The 16982-nt window shown below is 68.2% G+C and carries 21 protein-coding genes; 12 read left to right on the top strand and 9 right to left on the bottom strand.

What is annotated here, in order from left to right:
• Positions 1-7 precede the first annotated feature (7 nt).
• Positions 8-688 (top strand): phosphatase PAP2 family protein, encoded by a 681-nt coding sequence (locus AC4GY7_RS12000; protein WP_491114308.1) that lies wholly within the window; start codon positions 8-10, stop codon positions 686-688.
• Here AC4GY7_RS12000 and galE read toward each other — a convergent pair.
• A complete protein-coding gene (gene galE / locus AC4GY7_RS11995; protein ID WP_491114306.1) occupies positions 685-1683 on the bottom strand; it encodes a UDP-glucose 4-epimerase GalE in 999 nt (332 codons plus the stop codon). The two genes, AC4GY7_RS12000 and galE, sit on opposite strands and share 4 nt — an antisense overlap.
• A gap of 62 nt (positions 1684-1745) precedes the next feature.
• Between galE and msrA the strand changes: the two genes are divergently transcribed.
• Positions 1746-2282: a peptide-methionine (S)-S-oxide reductase MsrA gene (msrA, locus tag AC4GY7_RS11990; RefSeq protein WP_491114682.1), complete on the top strand. Its 537-nt coding sequence runs from the start codon at positions 1746-1748 to the stop codon at positions 2280-2282.
• Positions 2283-2423: 141 nt separating this feature from the next.
• Here the strand turns inward: msrA and AC4GY7_RS11985 are convergent, their stop codons facing one another.
• The 8 genes from AC4GY7_RS11985 to AC4GY7_RS11950 form a co-directional block, all read right to left on the bottom strand.
• Positions 2424-3203, bottom strand: coding sequence for a FliA/WhiG family RNA polymerase sigma factor (locus AC4GY7_RS11985; protein WP_491114303.1), 780 nt, complete (start codon positions 3201-3203; stop codon positions 2424-2426).
• Positions 3200-5275 carry a flagellar biosynthesis protein FlhA gene (gene flhA, locus AC4GY7_RS11980; protein WP_491114300.1) on the bottom strand — a complete coding sequence of 692 codons (2076 nt, stop codon included), beginning with the start codon at positions 5273-5275 and terminating at the stop codon, positions 3200-3202. Before flhA ends, AC4GY7_RS11985 begins: the two co-directional genes overlap by 4 nt.
• A 1-nt stretch (position 5276) precedes the next feature.
• Entirely contained in the window at positions 5277-6116 is an 840-nt protein-coding gene (locus AC4GY7_RS11975; protein WP_491114298.1) for a lytic transglycosylase domain-containing protein, read from the bottom strand.
• A gap of 193 nt (positions 6117-6309) precedes the next feature.
• A complete protein-coding gene (locus tag AC4GY7_RS11970; RefSeq protein WP_443583435.1) occupies positions 6310-6624 on the bottom strand; it encodes a flagellar protein FlgN in 315 nt (104 codons plus the stop codon).
• The gene (flgM, locus tag AC4GY7_RS11965) at positions 6611-6919 is read right to left on the bottom strand and encodes a flagellar biosynthesis anti-sigma factor FlgM (RefSeq protein ID WP_491114295.1); all 309 of its coding nucleotides are present in this window, start codon (positions 6917-6919) and stop codon (positions 6611-6613) included. Before flgM ends, AC4GY7_RS11970 begins: the two co-directional genes overlap by 14 nt.
• 95 nt (positions 6920-7014) lie before the next feature.
• On the bottom strand, positions 7015-7527 hold the full coding sequence (locus AC4GY7_RS11960) for a flagella basal body P-ring formation protein FlgA (protein WP_491114292.1): 513 nt from the start codon (positions 7525-7527) through the stop codon (positions 7015-7017).
• Complete coding sequence (locus AC4GY7_RS11955; protein ID WP_491114289.1) at positions 7524-8051, bottom strand: hypothetical protein; 528 nt, start codon at positions 8049-8051, stop codon at positions 7524-7526. The genes AC4GY7_RS11960 and AC4GY7_RS11955 overlap by 4 nt, the downstream gene beginning before the upstream one ends.
• Positions 8048-8692, bottom strand: a complete 645-nt coding sequence (locus tag AC4GY7_RS11950; RefSeq protein ID WP_443583698.1) for a motility protein A — start codon at positions 8690-8692, stop codon at positions 8048-8050. The genes AC4GY7_RS11955 and AC4GY7_RS11950 overlap by 4 nt, the downstream gene beginning before the upstream one ends.
• Before the next feature lie 368 nt (positions 8693-9060).
• Between AC4GY7_RS11950 and flgB the strand changes: the two genes are divergently transcribed.
• The 10 genes from flgB to flgK are packed head-to-tail and all read left to right on the top strand — an operon-like array spanning position 9061 to position 16982.
• Positions 9061-9408 (top strand): flagellar basal body rod protein FlgB, encoded by a 348-nt coding sequence (flgB, locus tag AC4GY7_RS11945; RefSeq protein WP_491114287.1) that lies wholly within the window; start codon positions 9061-9063, stop codon positions 9406-9408.
• 4 nt (positions 9409-9412) lie between these two features.
• Entirely contained in the window at positions 9413-9820 is a 408-nt protein-coding gene (gene flgC / locus AC4GY7_RS11940) for a flagellar basal body rod protein FlgC (RefSeq protein WP_443583430.1), read from the top strand.
• 2 nt (positions 9821-9822) lie between these two features.
• Positions 9823-10542, top strand: coding sequence for a flagellar hook assembly protein FlgD (locus AC4GY7_RS11935; RefSeq protein WP_491114284.1), 720 nt, complete (start codon positions 9823-9825; stop codon positions 10540-10542).
• Between the two features lie 39 nt (positions 10543-10581).
• Complete coding sequence (locus AC4GY7_RS11930) at positions 10582-11856, top strand: flagellar hook protein FlgE (protein ID WP_491114281.1); 1275 nt, start codon at positions 10582-10584, stop codon at positions 11854-11856.
• A 26-nt stretch (positions 11857-11882) separates the two neighbouring features.
• A complete protein-coding gene (gene flgF, locus AC4GY7_RS11925) occupies positions 11883-12635 on the top strand; it encodes a flagellar basal-body rod protein FlgF (RefSeq protein ID WP_491114278.1) in 753 nt (250 codons plus the stop codon).
• 12 nt (positions 12636-12647) lie between these two features.
• The gene (gene flgG, locus AC4GY7_RS11920; protein WP_443583426.1) at positions 12648-13436 is read left to right on the top strand and encodes a flagellar basal-body rod protein FlgG; all 789 of its coding nucleotides are present in this window, start codon (positions 12648-12650) and stop codon (positions 13434-13436) included.
• Entirely contained in the window at positions 13436-14185 is a 750-nt protein-coding gene (locus AC4GY7_RS11915) for a flagellar basal body L-ring protein FlgH (RefSeq protein WP_491114274.1), read from the top strand. The genes flgG and AC4GY7_RS11915 overlap by 1 nt, the downstream gene beginning before the upstream one ends.
• A gap of 36 nt (positions 14186-14221) precedes the next feature.
• Complete coding sequence (locus AC4GY7_RS11910) at positions 14222-15319, top strand: flagellar basal body P-ring protein FlgI (protein ID WP_491114272.1); 1098 nt, start codon at positions 14222-14224, stop codon at positions 15317-15319.
• Entirely contained in the window at positions 15316-15636 is a 321-nt protein-coding gene (locus AC4GY7_RS11905) for a rod-binding protein (protein ID WP_491114269.1), read from the top strand. Before AC4GY7_RS11910 ends, AC4GY7_RS11905 begins: the two co-directional genes overlap by 4 nt.
• Positions 15633-16982 (top strand): flagellar hook-associated protein FlgK, encoded by a 1350-nt coding sequence (gene flgK / locus AC4GY7_RS11900; protein ID WP_491114266.1) that lies wholly within the window; start codon positions 15633-15635, stop codon positions 16980-16982. The genes AC4GY7_RS11905 and flgK overlap by 4 nt, the downstream gene beginning before the upstream one ends.

The raw sequence follows: 16982 nt of genomic DNA, 5'->3' as shown, positions 1-16982 counted from the left end.
TGATGCGATGACGGTGCCTCCCGCCGATGCGCATGTCGGCAGGCGGCGCCTGCCGCCGCTGCTCGCCGGCCTCGCGCTGATCGCGGCCGGACTCGCGGTGCTGCTGGTCGGCGCGTTCGCGACGAGCCGCTACCCCTTCGCCTTCGACCGCGCGATCATCGTCGGGTTGCGGCAATGGGGCGGTCCGGCGTGGCTGCCCAAGGTGGCGGGCGACGTCACCGCGCTCGGCGGCGGGGTGGTGCTGACCATCGTCGTCGTCGTGGCGGCCGGTTTCCTGATCGTGCAGCGGCTGTGGCTGACCGCGCTGGCGGTGGCGCTGGCCAGCCTGACCGGCGGTTGGGCGGTGGACCTGATCAAGGGGATGGTGCTGCGGGCGCGGCCCGACCTCGTCCCCCATCTGGTCGATGCGAGCGGGTACAGCTTTCCGAGCGGCCACGCGACGTCCAGTGCGATCGTCTACCTGACGCTGGCCGCGCTCGCCGGGCAGGTGACGCGCGACCGGGCGAGCCGCCGCTACCTGCTCGTCGTCGCGGTGCTCCTGGTCGGCGCGATCGGGTGCAGCCGCGTCTACCTGGGCGTGCACTGGCCGAGCGACGTGCTCGCCGGCTGGAGCTTCGGCACGCTCTGGGCGCTCGGCTGGTGGACCGCGACTGCCGGCGCACGGCAGGCGATCGGCGGCGAGCGTTAGCCCCGCTCGGCGAGCTTGCGTTCCCAGGCGAGCGCATCCTGGACGATCGTGTCGAGATCGTCGCGCTGAGGGCGCCAGGGGAGGGTGGCGAGGATCGCGCTATTGTCCGCGACCAGCGCGGCGGGGTCGCCGGCGCGGCGGCCTTCGTAGCGGCGCTGGATGGTCAGGTTGGTGACGCGATCGACGGCGTCGAGCACCTCGTTGACCGAAAAGCCGCGGTTGTAGCCGGCGTTGAGCGTATGGCTCCGCGCCGGTTCGGCAACGAGCAGTTCCAGCGCGGCGACATGCGCGGCGGCGAGGTCGTGGACGTGGATGTAGTCACGCACCCCGGTGCCGTCGGGCGTGTCGAAGTCGGTGCCGAAGACCGACACCGCGTCGCGCTTGCCGATCGCCGCTTCGACCGCGATCTTGATGAGGTGCGTCGCGCCGACCGTCGACTGGCCCGAGCGGCCCTGCGGATCGGCACCGGCGACGTTGAAATAGCGAAGCGCGCAATAGTTGATCGGATGCGCGGCTGCGACGTCGCGCAACATCGCCTCGGTCATCAGCTTCGACATGCCATAGGGATTGATCGGCACGGTCGGATCGCCCTCCTGCACCGGTACCTTGACCGGGGTGCCGTAGGTCGCGGCGGTGGAGGAGAAGATGAAGTGCGGGACGCCCTCCACCACCGCGCTCTCGATCAGCGCGCGGGTCGCGGCGGTGTTGTTGCGGTAGTATTTGAGCGGGTCGCTGACCGATTCCGGCACCACCACCGAACCGGCGAAGTGCATGATCGCGCGCACGCGGTGCTCGCGGATCGCGGCGCGCACCGCATCGTCGTCGGCGACATTGGCGACCACCAGCTGCGCGCGCGGATCGACCGCCCAGTCGAACCCGGTGACGAGATTGTCGACCACCACCACGCGGTAGCCCGCATCGAGCAAGGCCAACACGGCATGGCTGCCGATATAGCCGGCCCCGCCCGTGACCATCACCGTACCGTCGAATGCCATCGCTCTGCTCCCGCCTTTTGCCCGCCCTAGCGCCTTCCTACATGGGGGCAAAGGAGATCATGATGACGGACTATGTGACGGTCGCCGGCGGCTGCTTCTGGTGCACCGAGGCGGTGTTCAAGGATGTGATCGGCGTGGAAAGCGTCGAGAGCGGCTATATCGGCGGATCGGTACCCAACCCGACCTACAAGCAGGTCTGCGGCGGCGACACCGGCCATGCCGAGGCGATCCGGATCGGCTATGATCCGGAGCAGCTGGCGCTGGGCGACCTGCTCGACATCTTCTTCGCGACGCACGATCCGACGCAGCTGAACCGGCAGGGCAACGATGTGGGAACGCAATATCGCTCGGCGGTGTTCCCGGCGGACGATGCGCAGGAGGCCGAGATGCGCGCCGCGATCGAGCGGGCGCAGGCGGATTCGGCCAAGCCGATCGTGACCACGGTGGAGCCGATGGCGGAATGGTATCCGGCGGAGGATTACCATCAGGATTATTGGGAAACCTCGGGTCGGTCGAACCCCTATTGCATGGCGGTGATCCCGCCCAAGCTGCAGAAGCTGAGGAAGAGCTTCGCCGCGCGATCAAAGACGGCGGCCTGAGGTTGTCAATCCTCCCCTGCTTTCGCAGGGGAGGGGGACCGTTCGCGCAGCGAATGGTGGAGGGGCAGCCCCAAGCGATCTCGCCCGTGACTGCCCCTCCACCACCCGGCTGTGCCGGGCGGTCCCCCGTGCCGGGACGACCTATAATTTACGCGCCAGTGCCTTCTTCAGCTTCGCATGCGCTGCGGCCTTGATCTGGCATACCCGCGCCGACCCCACGCCCAGCACCTGCCCGATTTCCTCGAGGTTCAGTTCCTCGACGTAATAGAGCTGGATCACCTGCGCCTCGCGTTCGGGCAGCGCAGTGATCGCCGCGATCAACGTATCGCGCAGGTCGCTGTCCGCCAGCTGCTCGAACGCGTCGGGCGTGTCGTCGGCGAACCAAGGCAGGTCGTCCGCATAGACCTCATCCATCGATTCGAAGCGGATCGCGTCGGCGGTCTCGTAATCGGCGCGCAGCTTCTCCACCGTCACGCCGAGTTCCGCAGCGATGGCCGCCTCGTCGGGCGCGCGGCCGGTCCTTGCCGTCAGCGCGGTGAGCGCGGCATGATATTGCCGCCGCCGCCGCATCGCACCGCGCGTGCTGGTCGCCTGCCGGCGGAGCTCGTCGATCATCGCGCCGCGCAGCCGCGTCGTCAGATAGGCGCGGAACTGCGCCCCCTGTTCCGCTGCCTGCCCGACTGCCTCGACCAGGGCGACGAGGCCGATCTGCACCAGATCCTCGACCTCGACGATCGTGCTCATCGATCCATGGACGTGCCAGGCGATGCGGCGGACGAGCGGCAGATACTGGCGGACCAGCGCCTCGCCATCCCCGCCCGGCCGCTGCCGCGGCGAATAGGTGAGGGGGGCATTGGGGATCATGCCCGCGGGCGCAGGCTGCGCGTCGGCGAACGCCAGCTTCATCGGTTCGGCGCTCATGCCGCGAGCGCCTGCTGCTGGTTGGCGCCGATCACCGCGACGACCTCGACCGCCTTTTCCTCGGGGACCTCGAAGAAGGAGAGGACCGGCGTGTCGGGCAGCACGGTGCGCACCAGCTTGCGGATCGCGATGCGGATCGCGGGCTGGACGACGAGCGCGAAGGGCTTGGCCTCGGCGATCAGCGGCTGCGCCGCCTGTTGCAGCGCATCGACGATGCGACGGCCGAGATCGGGCTCGATGACGTGGCGGCGCGATTGGTCGGCACGCGCGGCCTGGCCGAGCAGCCCTTCCAGCTGCCCCTCCAGCGTCATCACGCGCAGCGGCTCGCGCACGCCACACAGCTTCTGGATGATGAGCGGGCCGAGTTCGGGGCGGATCAGTTCGATGATCTCCTCGGCATCGGCGCTGCGCGTGGCGGCGACGGCGATCGCCTGCGCGATCCGACGGAACTCCTTCAAGGGGATGTTCTCCGCGAGCAGGCCCTTCAGGACCTGGGTGAGGGTGGTGAGCGGCAGCGGATGCGGCGTCAGGCTGGCGACGAGCTGCGCCGCACGCTCCTTCAGGCCGTCGAGCAGCGCCTGGACTTCGTCCGGGCCGAGCAGCTCGGTGGCGTGTGCGCCGAGCACGTGGTTGAGGTGCGTCGCCATGACCGTGCCGGCGTCGACGACGAGGAATCCCGCGCCGGTCGCCGCATCGGCATCGCCGGCGGGGATCCACGTCGCGTCGAGGCCGAAGGTCGGATCCTTCGCCTTCTTGCCGTGCAATTCGCCATAGGCCTGGCCGGTGTCGAGCGCGAGCATCTCGTCCGGCGACACCTGATCCTCGCCCATGACGACGCCGTTGACGAGGATGCGATAGGTATAGGGCGCAAGGTTGATGTCGTCGCGCACCCGGCATTGCGGGATGACGAAGCCGAGGTCGCGGGACAGCTGGCGGCGCACGCCGGTGATCCGCCCCATCAGCGGCGCACCGCGGCGCGGATCGACCAGCGGCACCAGGCCGTAGCCGATGTCGAAATTGACCTGCATGCCGTCGGTCACCTCGTCCCAGCCGATCTTGGATGGGTCGGCGGGTTCGGCAGCGGCGACGGGGGCGGCGACGGCGACCGGGCGCTTCTCGATCTGGCGCAGCTTCCACGCGGTGAAGCCGGCGATGCCGGCAGCCGGCAGCATGATGAGATGCGGCATGCCCGGGAAGACGCCGAGCAGCCCCAGGATGACGGCGACCGGAGTCCAGGTGCGGGGGGACCCGAACTGGCTGCCGATCTGGCCGGCGAGATCCTTGTCCGAATTGACGCGCGTGACGATCGCGGCGGCGGCGATCGACAGCATCAGCGCCGGCAGCTGCGCTACCAGCGCGTCGCCGATCGCGAGCAGGATGTAGCTCTTGGCCGCCGCGGCGATCGTCATGCCGTGGCTGACCGGGCCGAGAATCAAGCCGCCGATGACGTTGGCGGCAAGGATCAGCATGGCGGCGACGGCGTCGCCCTTCACGAACTTGGACGAACCGTCCATCGATCCGTAGAAGTCGGCTTCGGTCGCCACCTCGACGCGGCGCTTCTTGGCGTCGTCGGGAGTGATGAGGCCGGCGTTGAGATCGGCGTCGATCGCCATCTGCTTGCCGGGCAACGCATCGAGGGTGAAGCGCGCCGAGACTTCCGACACGCGGCCCGCGCCCTTGGTGACGACGATCAGGTTGATAATCATCAGGATCGCGAAAACGAAGATGCCGACGACATAATCGCCGCCAATCAGGAAGCTGCCGAACGCTTCGATGACGTGACCCGCCGCGCTCTCGCCCTCATGCCCGTGGACCAGCACGATGCGGGTCGAGGCGACGTTGAGGCCCAGGCGGAAGAGGGTCGCGAACAGGAGGACGGTAGGGAAGGCGGAGAAATCGAGCGGCTTCTGCGCGTTCAGCGACACCATCAGCACGGCAAGGCTGATCGCGATGTTAGCGACGAAGAAGATGTCGAGCAGGAACGCCGGGATCGGCACCACCATCACGACGACGAGCAGCAGGATGGCGAGCGGCAGCGCCGCGCCGCGACCCTGGCTGAGCAGCTTGCCCATCTCAGCGGCCCCCCATGCTGGCGAGCATCATATAGGCGAGCTGCGCATTCTGCGGCGACGGGCGCAACAGGCTGTTGGCCGAGGACATCGTGCCGGTCATCGCCTGCCGTGCCCAGGCGAGCGCGTCGGTGGCGCTCTGGTTGGCACCGGTGACGACGGTGGCATCGCCCATGCTGAGCGCCTGCGCGGCGAAGGCGAGGTTGGCGTTGCGGGTTTCGACCGCGCTGTCCGCGGCGGCGCCGAGCTTGTCGGCGAAGCGCTGGTAGATCGCCGACAGCGAGCGCGGCTGGCCGTTGGAGGCGTAGAAGATCGAGCGGTTCGACCCCGCCGCCTGCGGGAACAGCGCGGCACCCGCCGCACCGGGATTGGTCTGCATGGCCGACAGGAATTTCTTGGCGCCGCCGATCCCCAGGAAATGCGCCATGTAGAGGTCGGTGCCGTTGGCGGCGCGGCCGAGCGTGCTCTGCAGCGCATCGGCGTTATCGGAAGCGTGCTCCGCCGCCATCAGCGAGGCGGCAGTGGGATCGTTGCGCAGGTTGAGGATCGCCGAACGCGTCGCGCCGTCGGTGACGGTGTAGCGGCCGCCGGCGGTCTGGCCGATGCTGTCCGCGGCCCAGGCCATGCCATGTTCGGCGCCATGCTTCTTGACGACGGCGAGCCAGCTCTGTTCGACGAACTGGTAGAGGCCCGACGCCGAAGAGGTGCCGGCGCGCGCATTGGCGTTGAGCCCGCTCTCGATCTTGGCCTGGCCGAGCAGATAGTCGAAATCCACTCCCGTCTTGCTGCTCGCAAGCTGGATGGCGGATTGCACCCGTCCGGCTGAAATCGGATTGACGGTCATTGCGACGAAAACACACCCCTGTTGTCGGTGTGCGGTCAGCAAGAGCCGTGCCAAATTCTGATCGTCATCCCGGCGAACGCCGGGACCCATGGAGGGGATATGTGCAGCGAGGATGCGCCGTCAGATGCCGCGTGCCTCCATGGATCCCGGCGTTCGCCGGGATGACGGATGGAAAGGCAGTGCGTCCCGGCCCTTACGCGTAGGCCTGTACCAGCGTCGGGCGGAAGCCGTGGCCGGCATCGCCGGTCAGGATTTGCAGGCGGCGGCGAACATTTGCCGCCATCAGGTTGACGTAGATCCGGCAGGTTTCGTTCAGCCGGTTGGCTTCGTCCGCCAGTTCGCGGATCTCGTCGCCCGCGGGGCCGGTGCCGAGCGCCGCCACCTGTTCGATGCCGGCGAGCTTGTCCTGCGTCGCGCGTTCCAGCGCGGCGCAGTCGTTCGCCTTCAGCGCGGCGATCTCGGCATGCAGCGCGTCGATGACGCGGATCAGGGCATCACGCCGCGTCATGGCCGTCCCAATTCATCTTGAGGGCGAGGAGCCGGTCGGCGATGGTCGCCGGCAGGATGGGGAAGGTGCCGCTGGCGATCGCCTTGCGGATTTCGCCGACGCGGTCGCTGTCGACCGGCGGTTCGGCGGCCAGCGCCTTGGCCAGGCCGCTCAGCTGCGTCGTCGCGGCCGGAGCGGGTGCCTGTTGCGCGGCCTGTTGCAGCGCGGGTTGTACCGTCGGCGTCGCCGCGGGTGCGGCGACGCGCGAGACGCTTCCACTTGCCTGCGGCGGCGTTGCGCCGATCGAGTCCACCATGTCCGCACCTGTCCGTGTTGCCTGACAGGGGGATAAACGGCCGCTTGCGACGCAGGTTTAGCAAAAAAAGATTCCTCGTGGCTGCGGCCGCGCGATCAGTCCCAGCCGGGCAGGGTGGCGCGGCCGGTTTCCAGCGCGATCGCCTGTACGGGCGTCTTGGCATCGTCCACCTTCACCATGAAGCGGCCGCCCGGCGGGGCATCGCTCATCGCCACCCCTTCGCGGCTGATCGAAAAGCCGGACGATCCCGCCTCGATCACCACGGGGTCGCCGCGGCGGATCACCGGTTCGGCCTTGGTCGGCGCCAACACCGCGGGCCGTGCGGCGGCGGTCGGCAGCGGCGCACCGGCCGGGCGGATCACCGGCACGAAGATGCGCCAGTCGGGGCCGGAGCAGGACACGACGACCGCGTCATGCGCCTCGGTGCGCCAGGCGAGCGCCACCGTCGAACATTGCGCCAGTCGCAGCCGCGTATCGATCGCGGTCCGCGCCCCGCCCTCGGCGCCGATCGGGCGGCTGGTGAAGGCGGCGACGGCGCGGTCGAGGCCGGCGGTATCTTGAAAGGCGGTGGCGCCACCGGCGGCAAGGAGCAGGGGCAGGAGGATCATGGCAGGTGTCCCTTGGGGGATGCGGCCTCGCCGGCGAAGGCGAGGGTGACGATGGCGGCACGGCGGCCGGGATGGGTGGCGGTGGTGACGGTGATGCGGCGGCTGACCGGCGCCAGCGCCGCGGCGAGGGCACGGGCGCGGTCGGCGGCGAGGATCGGGGCGCTGCCGGTCGCCGGGTCGACGTCGGCGGCGCTGCCGTCGGTGGAGCCGGTCACGGTCAGCGCGACGCGGGGGTCGCGGACGGCTTCACGCGCCCAGGCGACGGCGGCCGCCGGACTGTCGGGCAGCACGGCCGACCCCGGCGCGAAGTCGAGCAGGCCGGCGGCCATCACCGGCAGCGCCTGCGGCGCGGGCGCGGCAGCGCCGCCGAAGCTCTGGCGCAGCGCGTCGGTGACCGCGCGCGGACGTTCGCTCGCCTGGAGGAGCACGAAGAAGCCGACCAGCAGCAGCGCGAGATCGGCGAGCGTCATCAGCCACAGCGGCTTGGACGGTGCGGGATCGGGCCAGATCGCGGCGTCGGTCATGCGACGCTCTGCAATTGGTGGCGCGGCGTCTCGCGCAGCGCGAGCGCGACCAGCGGCGCCTCCAGGCGGATGCGCTCGAACGCCTCGGCCCGGCCGGCGGCGCGCAGGCGGTGGCAGATCGGCATCAGTATGAGGTTGGCGAGCAGCGCGCCATATAGGGTGGCGAGCAGCGCGATCGCCATCGCGCCGCCGATCGCCTTGGGGTCGGTCAGATTGGCGAACATGCCGGCAAGCCCGACCAGCGTCCCGACCATGCCCATCGCCGGGGCGGCATCCGCCGCGCCCGACCAGACGTCGGCGGCGGCGACGTGGCGTTCGATCCGCGCCTGGCGGCGGTAGCGGAGCAGCGCCTCGACCTCGCGCGGGATGGCGCCGTCGACGATGGCGGCGATCGCAGCGGCGACATCGGGATCGGCGATCACCGACCGGTCGAGCGCGACGATGCCGTGGCGCTTGGCGATCCGCGACTGGGCGGCGATCTGTTCGAGCAGCGCGTCCGCGGTGAAGCGCCGGCGGACGAGCACCCGCAGCGCCGACACCGCCCGCACGGCATCGCGTGCCGGTGCGCGCAGCATCGTGGCAAGCAGCGTGCCGCCACCGACGATGGCGCACGCGACGGGATCGAAGAGCTGGGCGAGCATCATGCGCGAATGCTCTGCAAGGCGCGGGCCAGTTTCGCCGAGCGCGCGCCGCTCTCTCTGTTCCGTCATCCCGGCGGATGCCGGGATCTATGGACGCACCCGGCTGCTGATGGCCTGCCCCGCTGGCCGCGTGCTTCCATGGGTCCCGGCGTTCGCCGGGATGACCGACTGGTGCAGGGGACCGGTTCCTTGCCGCTTCCCGGCAAGCGGCGGCAACGGGCGGCAAGCGGTTGCCGTCCGGCTTGCCGCCCGCCCGGCAGGCCCCTCCAAACGGCGAAAAATCGCATCCCGAACCGCCGGAATCGAAAACTGGCACGCCGGTTGCTTATCACCTCGGCAGCGCAATGGTGCGCGGGAGATGTGGGCCGATGGCCGCAGACAGTCTGTTCGGAGTTCACGGGGCCGCCCTGGAAGTGCGCGCGCAGCGCATGGGTGTGCTCGCGTCGAACATCGCCAATGCCTCGACGCCGGGCTTCAAGGCCAAGGACGTGGATTTCAAGTCGGCGCTCGCGTCGATGGAGAATGACGCGGGCAACGGCAGCATCGCCGCGGCGACCAAGTATCGCGTGCCGCTGCAGACCTCGATGGACGGCAACACGGTGGAGCTCAACGAAGAGCAGACCGCCTTTGCCGAGAATGCCGTCCAGTATCAGACGACGCTGTCGTTCCTGAACGGTCGCATCGGCCAGATCACCCGCGCGCTGAAGGGGGAGTGAGCCGATGGCCGACCCGATGAACATATTCCAGGTGGCGGGCCGCGCGATGAGCGCGCAGCTGGTGCGCATGAACACCACCGCGTCGAACCTCGCCAACGTCGGCGGGACGACCGGATCGGCGGAGACGGCGTACAAGACGATGAAGCCGGTGTTCCGCACCAGCTTCGATGCTGCGACCGGCCTTGCCACCGTCGACGTGGAAAAGATCGTCACCGCCGGCGAATCGCCGACCAAGGTCTACGATCCGAACAACCCGCTCGCCGACAAGGACGGCAATATCTACCAGGCCGCCGTCGATGAAAGCCGCGAGCTCGTCGACATGATGGAGACGGCCCGTTCCTACCAGAACAACGTCGAGGTGATGAACACTGCCAAGCAGCTCACCATCGATACCCTCAAACTGGGCCGCTGACCATGGTAACAACAACCTCCTCCACCTTCGACAACACCCTCGCCGGCCTCGGTATTACGCGGGCCAAGTCGACCACCGGCACCACGACTGCCAGCGGCGCATCGACGACGGCCAAGACCAACAAGACGACGCTCGACCAGTCCGATTTCCTGACGCTGCTGACCACGCAGCTCAAGAACCAGGACCCGCTGGCGCCGATGGACAACACGCAGATGGTCGCCCAGATGGCGCAATTCTCGTCGGTCGCCGGCATCAGCGAGATGAACAAGACGCTGTCGACCGTCGCGACCAAGCTCGGTTCGACCACGGCCAGCGATGCGATGAGCTACGTCGGCAAGACGGTGCTGACCGAAGGGTCGACCGCCTATCCGAAATCCTCCGGCGGGCTCGATGCCGCGGTGGAGCTGGACGATGTGGCGACGCAGGTCACCGTCTCGATCTCCGATGCCAATGGCGGCACGCTGCGCCAGCTGCAACTCGGCGCCCAGAAGAAGGGCACCGCCAGCTTCGAATGGGACGGCAAGGACAGCGCCGGCAACAGCGTCGGTTCCGGCCCGTTCACGATCACCGCACTCGCCACCAACGGCGACAGCGCCGTCACCAGCCGCACGCTCGTCTGGGCGCCGGTCGAATCGGTGTCGCTGCCGTCGAGCGGCACGCCCGTCCTCAAGGTCGTGGGGGTCGGCGACGTCCAGCCCTCCGACGTCCGTTCCGCCGCCTGATCCCGCCACCGCTTTTTCGCATTTTCCAGGAGTCACCCGATGTCCTTCTACACCTCGCTTTCCGGTCTCCAGGCCTCGCAGACCGACATGAACACCATCTCGCACAACCTGGCGAACGTCTCGACCACCGGCTTCAAGAAGAGCCGCGTCGAATTCTCGGACGTCATCGCCTCCAGCGTGTCGACCGATCCGCGCAAGATGGTCGGGTCGGGCGTGGTCGTGAAGGCGACGCAGCAGCAGTTCGCCGAGGGCAATCTGCAGGGCACCACCAACGCGCTCGATCTCGCCGTGATGGGCGAAGGCTTCTTCACCGTGCGCACCACCGGGGCCAGCGATGCGATCGCCTACACCCGTAACGGCGCCTTCTCGGTCGATTCGAGCCGCAACGTCGTCGATGCGCAGGGCAGCTTCCTGATGGTCTATCCGGTCGACGGCGACGGCAACGTCACCGCGACGGGCGTCGACGGCCTCACCAACCTGCAGCTCCAGCAGACCAGCGGTACCCCCGTCGCGACGAAGGACATCGCGACCGCGGTCAACCTGTCGGCGACCTCGACGGTCAAGACCGTCGCCTTCGACCGGACCGACACGACCACCTACAACAACTCGGTCGCGACCCGCATCTACGATGCCAACGGCAATCCGATGACGATGACCAATTACTACGTCCGCGACAAGCTGCCGGACGCGACCACCACCCCGGCGACGCCCAGCACGTGGAAGGTCTATACCTTCATCGGCGACAAGCAGCTCGAGGTCGGCGGCAAGACCGATCCGGTCAGCATCACGTTCAGCTCGACCGGCGCGATCGCCACGCCGGCGGCGCCGATCAAGTACGACCAGTTCATCCCGCTGTCGGGCGCCGCGCCACAGGACGTCACGCTCAGCCTCGCCAATTCGACGCAGCTGTCCTCGGCATTCGCGGTCAACAGCAAGAGCCAGGACGGCGTCGCCGTCGGCCAGCTGTCCGGCGTCACCGTCAATTCGGAAGGCCTGATCCAGGCGAGCTTCTCGAACGGCGACATCGTGCCGCTCGGCAAGGTCGCGCTCGCCAAATTCTCGACGCCGACCGGCCTGCGCCAGATCGGCAACAGCTATTGGTCGGCGACCGGCCTGTCGGGCGTCGCCACCATGGGTTCGGCGAGCGCAGACGGTTTCGGTTCGCTGATGTCGGGGCAGATCGAGGGATCGAACGTCGACATCACCGAAGAACTGGTCAACCTGATCTCGGCCCAGCGCAACTTCCAGGCGAACTCGAAGGCGCTCGATACCGCGAACCAGGTGTCGCAGACGATCATCCAGATCCGCAACTGATCCAACCGGCGGCGCGGAGAGGTTAGATGGACAAGTTGGTCTACACGGCGGCGACCGGCCTGCGTGCGCACATGCAGGCGCAGGCGGCGATCGCCAACAACATGGCGAACGCGTCCACCACCGGCTTCCGCGCCGACCGCGTCGTCTTCGACCGGATCGAGCTGAAGGGTGGCGGTGCGCGGCTGGAGGCTCGCATGCCGACCAGCGAAGAGGTGACCGATGCCGATCGCGCCCCCGGTTCGATCCAGGCGACGGGCCGCGCGCTCGACGTCGCGATCACCGGCCCTACCGACTGGCTGGCGGTGCAGGCGGGCGATGGCAGCGAGGCCTATACCCGTCGCGGCGACCTGGAGGTCGCGGCGAGCGGTGTGCTTCAGACCGGCGACGGCTTCATCGTGCAGGGTCAGTCGGGGCCGATCACCATTCCGCCGCACGACAGCCTGACGATCGCCCCCGATGGCACGATCAGCATCGTGCCGCAGGGTGGCGATGCCAAGAACCCGCAGGTGGTCGACCGGCTGAAGCTGGTCGACACCAAGGGCACGCAGACGCTGAAGGGCCTCGACAACCTGCTGCGCGTCAAGGGCGGCGGCGCGTTGCCCGCGAACCTCGACGCCAAGGTGCAGGGCGGCGCGCTGGAAGGCTCCAACGTCAACATGACGCAGGCGCTGGTCGACATGATCGAGAACCAGCGCAGCTACGAGGTACAGGCCAACCTCATGAAATCGGCCAAGGACATGGACGAGAGCAGCACATCCGTGATGCGCCTGCCGAGCTAAGGGAAGAAGAGCATGTCATCCTCAGCCATGCATATCGCGCGCACCGGGCTCGATGCCCAGGATACGCGCATGCGGGTCATCTCGAACAACCTCGCCAACGTCAACACGACGGGGTTCAAGAAGGATCGCGCCGCGTTCGAAACGCTCGCCTATCAGACGATCACCGCGCCCGGCGCGGCGTCCACGGCGGAGACGAAATACGCGACCGGCCTCAATCTCGGCACCGGCGTGCGCGTGCAGGGCACCGCCCGCATCGACACGCAGGGGTCGATGCAGCAGACCGGCAACAGCTTCGACCTGGCGCTGGACGGCGACGGCTATTTTCAGGTGCAGCTGCCCGGCGGCGAACTGGGCTATACCCGCGCCGGCAATTTCAATCGCAGCCCCGAAGGGTTGCTCGTCACCTCCGAAGGCTATCAGGTGATGCCCGGCATCACCGTGCCGGCGAACGCAACGCAGGTGACGATCGGCACCGACGGCACCGTCACCGCGCAGGTGCCGGGGCAGACGGAGGGCACCAACCTCGGCCAGATCCAGGTCGCGGGCTTCCCCAACCCCACCGGCCTGCAATCGACCGGCGACAATTACCTGAAGGAAACCGCATCCTCGGGCGCCGCCAACCTCGGCATCGCCGGGCAGGACGGCCGCGGCCGCATCCGCCAGGGCAATCTCGAGGCATCGAACGTCAACGTCGTCGAGGAACTCGTCGACATGATCGAGACGCAGCGCGCCTACGAGGTCAATTCCAAGATGATCTCGTCGTCCGACGAGATGCTGAAATACGTGAACCAGAACCTGTAATGGCCTCCCTACCTAACCCCTTCCGCGCGCCGTCCCGCACTGGCGCCTTCGTCGTAGGCCATTGGGCCGAGATCGCGCTCGCCGCGGCGTCTGGCTTGCTCGTGCTCGCCGCCTTCGCGCCGGCACCGGCCGATGCCAGCATCTTCGGCAAGAAGAAGCCGCCGGAGGACTTCACCGTCATCCGCGCGCCGGTGGCGTCTGCCCCTGCCCCTGCGAACGGTGCGATCTTCCAGGCGAACGACGGCTATGCCGCCTTGTACGAAGGTTGGCGTGCCCGCCGCGTCGGCGATGCGCTGACCATCGTGCTGGTCGAGAACACCGCCGCGTCCAAGTCGTCGGGCTCTAAGCTCGATTCGAGCGGATCGGGCAGCATCACGCCGCCCGCCACGGGGCCGCTCGGGCTGTTCGGCACCACCGACGCCTCGGCCAGCGGCGCGCGCAACTTCGCAGGCCAAGGGCAGGCGAACCAGGCCAATTCGCTGTCGGGCGAGATCACCGTGACGGTCGCCGAAGTCTATCCCAACGGCACGATGATGGTGCAGGGGCAGAAGCGCGTGACGCTCAACCGCGGCGACGAATTCGTCCGGATCAAGGGGCTGGTGCGCACCGCCGACGTCAGCGCCGACAATCGCGTGCTCTCGACCCGCGTCGCCGACGCGCAGATCGCCTACACCGGCAAGGGCGACGTCGCCCGCGCGGCGCGGCAGGGCTGGCTCAGCCGCTTCTTCTCCGTCATCAGCCCGTTTTGACGCGCTGTTAACCACATTCTGCGCAGGCTCGCTGCCATGATCCGCTTTCTCTTCGCCACGCTTCTCGCCGCTCTGGCGGTCGCCGCGCCTGCGGGCGCCGACCGGATCAAGGACCTCGGCGGCTTTCAGGGCATCCGCTCCAACCAGCTGACCGGCTATGGCGTTGTCGTCGGCCTGCCCGGCACGGGCGACGACAACCTCGAGTACACCGTGCAGTCGCTGAAGGCCGTCGCCTCGCGCTTCGGCTTGCAGGTGCCGCCCGGTGCCAATCCGGGCATGAAGAATGCCGCGGTGGTGATGGTCACCGCCGAACTGCCGCCCTTCGCCAAGCCGGGTCAGCGGCTCGACATCACCGTCGCCTCGATGGGCAAGGCCAAGTCCCTGCGCGGCGGCAGCCTGGTGCTGACGCCGCTGCTCGGTGCGGACAACCAGATCTATGCGATGGCGCAGGGCAACCTCGCGGTCGGCGGCCTCGGCGCGGAAGGCGCCGACGGATCGCGGATCGTCGTCAACGTGCCCTCCACCGGCCGTATCCCGGAAGGGGCGACGGTGGAACGCGCGGTGTCCACCGGGTTCGATTCGTCGCCGATGCTGACCTTCAACCTCGCGCGCGCCGATTTCACCACGGCGCAGAACGTCGCGCAGGCGATCAATGCGAAGCTTGGCTTCGGCACCGCGCAGGCCGTCGACGGCGTGTCGGTCGCGGTGCGCGCGCCGCCGGGGGCGGACACGCGCGCGACGCTGATGTCGATGATCGAGAACCTCGACGTGACCTCCGCCGAGCCGCCCGCAAAAGTTGTTGTAAATGCGCGCACCGGAACGGTCGTTATATCCTCTGCGGTCAGGGTGGGTCCTGCCGCGGTGACGCACGGCAAGCTGACCGTGCGCATCGACGAGAACCAGCGGATCAGCCAGCCCGGTCCGTTCAGCCAGGGTCAGACGGCGTTGGAGCGCAAGTCCAACGTGTCGGTCGAGGAGGAGAAGAAGCCCATGTTCCTCATCAACCCCGGCCCGAAGCTGGCCGATGTGGTGAAGGCGGTGAACGCCATCGGTGCATCGCCCGCCGATCTCGTCGCGATCCTGGAGGCGTTGAAGGAAGCGGGCAGCCTCAAGGCCGAGCTGATCGTGCTATGACGACGCTCCCGATCGGCAGCACGGGCGGGATTTCCGCCGACACCTCGCGCTTGAAATCCGCCGACAACCTCAAGAAGGCCGGCGAGCAGTTCGAGGCGGTGTTCACCGGCATGATGCTGAAGAGCATGCGTCAGGCGAAGCTCGCCGATCCGCTGTTCGATTCGAAGGCGCTCGATACCTTCACCGAGATGCAGGACGCCCGCGTCGCGCAGACCATGGCGGAGGCGACGCCGCTCGGCATCGGCAAGGCGATGACGGCGTTCCTGGCGAAGTCGCAATCCGATCTTAACGACTCCACGGCAGATCCGCCCAAATGAGCGATATGCTGTCGATCGGCGCGTCCGGCGTCCGCGCGTACCAGACCGCGCTTGCGACCGTTGGCGAGAACATCGCCAATGTGGGCGCGACCGGCTATACGCGCCGTGCCGTCACCCTCAACGAGGTGCCGGGCGGCAGCGGCTCGACCAACGGCTATGGTGCCGGCAACGGCGTGACGCTGACCGGCGTCAACCGCTCCACCGACGTCTATTCCAGCACCGCGCTGCGTGCCTCGACCAGCGATCTGTCGCGCACCACCCAGGGTGCGAACTGGCTCGATCGTATCCAGGGCGCGCTTACCGGCAATGCGCTGACGACCCGCGTCACGTCCTTCTTCGCCGCGGCGCAAAGCCTCGCCGCCGAACCCGATTCGACGGCGCTGCGCACCGGCATGCTGAGTGCCGCCACCTCCGCCGGCATCGCCTTCACCGCGACCGGCAAGGCGTTCGACCAGGTCGATGCGGACATCGACACCGCCGGCAATCAGGCGGCGCAGACGCTGACCTCGCTGGGCAATTCGCTGACCAAGGTCAACGAGGGGATCAGCCGCGCCCAGCCGGGCAGCACCACCGCCGCGCAGCTGATGGACCAGCGCGACTCCATCCTGTCGCAGATGAGCGACATCAGCGACATCGACGTCAAGATGGACTCGATCGGCCGCGCGACGGTCAGTCTCGGCGGATCGTCCGGCGCCGCCTTCGTCCAGGGCGCGACGACCGGCACCGTATCCTACGGCCGCGACGAAAACGGCAAGATCGCCTTCTCGGTCACGGTGCGCGGCACGACGACGCAGATCACGCCCAACGGCGGCACGCTGGCCGCGATCACCGACGGCGCCGAACGCGTCGCCGCCAACCGGCAGGAACTGAACGCGGTCGCCACCGCCTTCGTCAAGGCGGTGAACGACAACCAGACGGCAGGTGTCGACCAGAACAGCAAGCCCGGCATCGCACTGTTCGCAGTCGATCCGCAAGGATCGCCGACTGACATCGGCATCGCGGCGAACTTCACCGCCGGCAGCCAGATCGCCGCAGGCAAGGGCGGCGGCGTGCGTGATGCGTCGAACCTCACCGCGCTGGAGGCGACTCGCGTCGGCAAAGGCTTCGAGGCGACGTTGACCACGCTCGTCACCGACAATGCCACCGCCTACAAGCAGAAGAACACGATCGCCGATGCGCAGACCGCGATCCGCGACGGCGCCGCCGCGGCGCTGTCGGCGTCGACCGGGGTCAATCTCGATTCGGAAGCCGTCGACCTGATCCGCTTCCAGCAGGCCTATGCCGCGTCCGGCCGCGTGATCCAGATCGCGCGCGAGACGATGCAGACCATCCTCGATATCCGCTAG

This window comes from Sphingomonas sp. SP5 (assembly GCF_058313455.1).
Note: the sequence above shows the minus strand (reverse complement) of the source record. Positions and strands in the feature narration are given on the sequence as shown.

Bases quoted from the DNA above. Each gene is read 5' to 3' on its own strand.
- AC4GY7_RS12000 (WP_491114308.1), top strand. From the start codon at position 8: ATGACGGTGCCTCCCGCCGATGCGCATGTCGGCAGGCGGCGCCTGCCG.
- galE (WP_491114306.1), bottom strand. From the start codon at position 1,683: ATGGCATTCGACGGTACGGTGATGGTCACGGGCGGGGCCGGCTATATC.
- msrA (WP_491114682.1), top strand. From the start codon at position 1,746: ATGACGGACTATGTGACGGTCGCCGGCGGCTGCTTCTGGTGCACCGAG.
- AC4GY7_RS11985 (WP_491114303.1), bottom strand. From the start codon at position 3,203: ATGAGCGCCGAACCGATGAAGCTGGCGTTCGCCGACGCGCAGCCTGCG.
- flhA (WP_491114300.1), bottom strand. From the start codon at position 5,275: ATGGGCAAGCTGCTCAGCCAGGGTCGCGGCGCGGCGCTGCCGCTCGCC.
- AC4GY7_RS11975 (WP_491114298.1), bottom strand. From the start codon at position 6,116: ATGACCGTCAATCCGATTTCAGCCGGACGGGTGCAATCCGCCATCCAG.
- AC4GY7_RS11970 (WP_443583435.1), bottom strand. From the start codon at position 6,624: ATGACGCGGCGTGATGCCCTGATCCGCGTCATCGACGCGCTGCATGCC.
- flgM (WP_491114295.1), bottom strand. From the start codon at position 6,919: ATGGTGGACTCGATCGGCGCAACGCCGCCGCAGGCAAGTGGAAGCGTC.
- AC4GY7_RS11960 (WP_491114292.1), bottom strand. From the start codon at position 7,527: ATGATCCTCCTGCCCCTGCTCCTTGCCGCCGGTGGCGCCACCGCCTTT.
- AC4GY7_RS11955 (WP_491114289.1), bottom strand. From the start codon at position 8,051: ATGACCGACGCCGCGATCTGGCCCGATCCCGCACCGTCCAAGCCGCTG.
- AC4GY7_RS11950 (WP_443583698.1), bottom strand. From the start codon at position 8,692: ATGCTCGCCCAGCTCTTCGATCCCGTCGCGTGCGCCATCGTCGGTGGC.
- flgB (WP_491114287.1), top strand. From the start codon at position 9,061: ATGGCCGCAGACAGTCTGTTCGGAGTTCACGGGGCCGCCCTGGAAGTG.
- flgC (WP_443583430.1), top strand. From the start codon at position 9,413: ATGGCCGACCCGATGAACATATTCCAGGTGGCGGGCCGCGCGATGAGC.
- AC4GY7_RS11935 (WP_491114284.1), top strand. From the start codon at position 9,823: ATGGTAACAACAACCTCCTCCACCTTCGACAACACCCTCGCCGGCCTC.
- AC4GY7_RS11930 (WP_491114281.1), top strand. From the start codon at position 10,582: ATGTCCTTCTACACCTCGCTTTCCGGTCTCCAGGCCTCGCAGACCGAC.
- flgF (WP_491114278.1), top strand. From the start codon at position 11,883: ATGGACAAGTTGGTCTACACGGCGGCGACCGGCCTGCGTGCGCACATG.
- flgG (WP_443583426.1), top strand. From the start codon at position 12,648: ATGTCATCCTCAGCCATGCATATCGCGCGCACCGGGCTCGATGCCCAG.
- AC4GY7_RS11915 (WP_491114274.1), top strand. From the start codon at position 13,436: ATGGCCTCCCTACCTAACCCCTTCCGCGCGCCGTCCCGCACTGGCGCC.
- AC4GY7_RS11910 (WP_491114272.1), top strand. From the start codon at position 14,222: ATGATCCGCTTTCTCTTCGCCACGCTTCTCGCCGCTCTGGCGGTCGCC.
- AC4GY7_RS11905 (WP_491114269.1), top strand. From the start codon at position 15,316: ATGACGACGCTCCCGATCGGCAGCACGGGCGGGATTTCCGCCGACACC.
- flgK (WP_491114266.1), top strand. From the start codon at position 15,633: ATGAGCGATATGCTGTCGATCGGCGCGTCCGGCGTCCGCGCGTACCAG.